This is a genomic window from Protofrankia sp. CiP1_Cm_nod2, assembly GCF_920664355.1.
GTDB lineage: Bacteria > Actinomycetota > Actinomycetes > Frankiales > Frankiaceae > Protofrankia.
The window spans coordinates 29,720-31,533 of record NZ_CAKKTL010000042.1 but is presented as its reverse complement, the minus strand read 5'-3'; the positions used below and the strand labels follow the sequence as shown (position 1 = coordinate 31,533).

The following is a 1,814-nucleotide window of genomic DNA, read 5'->3' as shown; positions in this document are numbered from 1 at the left end:
CCCCACGGCCCGCGCCCGGCCCGCCCGGCCCGCCCGCCCGGCCCGTACCGGCACCCGCCCGCCGCCGGTACGGGCCGGGCACGGGTATGGCCACGATGGCGGGAACGGCGCACGATGGACGTCGTGAGTCGGGGAACCCTGCGGGTCTACCTCGGTGCGGCGCCGGGCGTGGGCAAGACGTTCGCCGCCCTCGACGAGGCGCACCGGCGGCGGGACCGGGGCACCGACGTGGTCGTCGGCTTCGTCGAGACCCACGGCCGTCCCCGGACGGCCGCCCTGCTCGCCGGGCTGGAGGTCGTCCCGCGTCGGGAGATCTCCTACCGCGGTTCGACGTTCACCGAGATGGACGTCGACGCCGTGCTCGCGCGCCGGCCCGCGGTCGCGGTCGTCGACGAGCTCGCCCACACCAACATCCCCGGCAGCCGCAACGCGAAGCGCTGGCAGGACGTCCAGGAGCTCCTCGACGCGGGTGTCGACGTCATCTCCAACGTCAACATCCAGCACATGGAGTCGCTCAACGACGTGGTCGAGACGATCACCGGGGTGGCGCAGCGGGAGACGGTGCCCGACGAGGCCGTCCGCCAGGCCGACCAGGTGGAACTGGTCGACATGGCGCCGGAGGCGCTGCGTCGGCGGATGGCCCACGGCAACATCTACGCCCCGGAGAAGATCGACGCGGCGCTGTCGAACTACTTCCGGGTGGGTAACCTCACCGCGCTGCGGGAGATCGCGTTACTGTGGGTGGCTGACAAGGTCGACGAGCAGCTTGACCGGTACCGGGCCGAACACGGGATATCCGGCACCTGGGAGACTCGGGAGCGGGTCGTCGTCGCCCTCACCGGCGGGCCCGAGGGCGACACGCTGATCCGCCGGGCGGTCCGGATCGCCGACCGCAGCAAGGGCGCCGACCTGCTTGCGGTTCATGTCGCCCGCTCCGACGGGCTGACCGGGGCGAACCCCCGGGCGCTGGCCCGCCAGCGGGCGCTGGCGGAAAGCCTCGGCGGCACCTACCACCACGTCATCGGCGACGACGTCCCGGCCGCGCTGCTGGATTTCGCCCGCGCGGAGAACGCCACCCAGCTGGTGCTCGGGGCCAGCCGGCGGGGACGCTTCGCCCAGGTGCTCAGCCCCGGGATCGGCGTCACCACCACGAAACTGTCCGGGTCGATCGACGTCCACATGGTCACCCACGAGGAGGCCGGCCGGGGATGGCGCCTGCCGCGCCTCGCCCACGGGCTGCGGCCCCGGCGCCGGCTGATCGCGACCGCGATGGCCGCGGTCCTCCTGCCGCTGCTGACAGTCGCGCTCGCGCACTCCCGGGGCTCACTCAACGTGACCACCGACGTCCTCGTCTACCTGCTGGCGGTGGTGGTCACCGCGCTGGTGGGCGGGTTCTGGCCGGCGCTGCTCACCGCGGTCGCCAGCTCCCTGCTGCTGAACTACTACTTCTTCGCCGCCCACCACCGCTGGACGATAGCGGAACGCAACAACGCTTTCGCGCTGGTCGCCTTCGTCCTTGTCGGAATCATGGTCAGCAGGGTGGTCGACCTCGCCGCCCGCCGGTACACCCAGGCGGTGCGGGCCTCCGCCGAGGCCGCCACCCTGTCCGTGCTCGCCGGCAGCGTCCTGCGCGGTGAGGACGCGCTGCCGGCCCTGCTCGAACGGGTCCGGGAGACCTTCGGGATGACGGCCGCGACCCTCCTCGAGCGCACGGATGACAGCGAGCAGAGCGATCATGACACGCGGAGCGGGCAGAACGGGCACGGCGCGCACAGCGGACCGGGCGGACCGGGCGGACCGGGCGGACCGGGCGG

The 1,814-nt window shown here is 73.2% G+C and carries 1 protein-coding gene; it reads left to right on the top strand.

The window, feature by feature from the left end; all coding sequences use genetic code 11:
• Window positions 1-114: 114 nt before the first annotated feature.
• On the top strand, window positions 115-1,814 hold a 1,700-nt coding region (locus NBW84_RS07085), incomplete at its 3' end, for a DUF4118 domain-containing protein (RefSeq protein WP_250282855.1).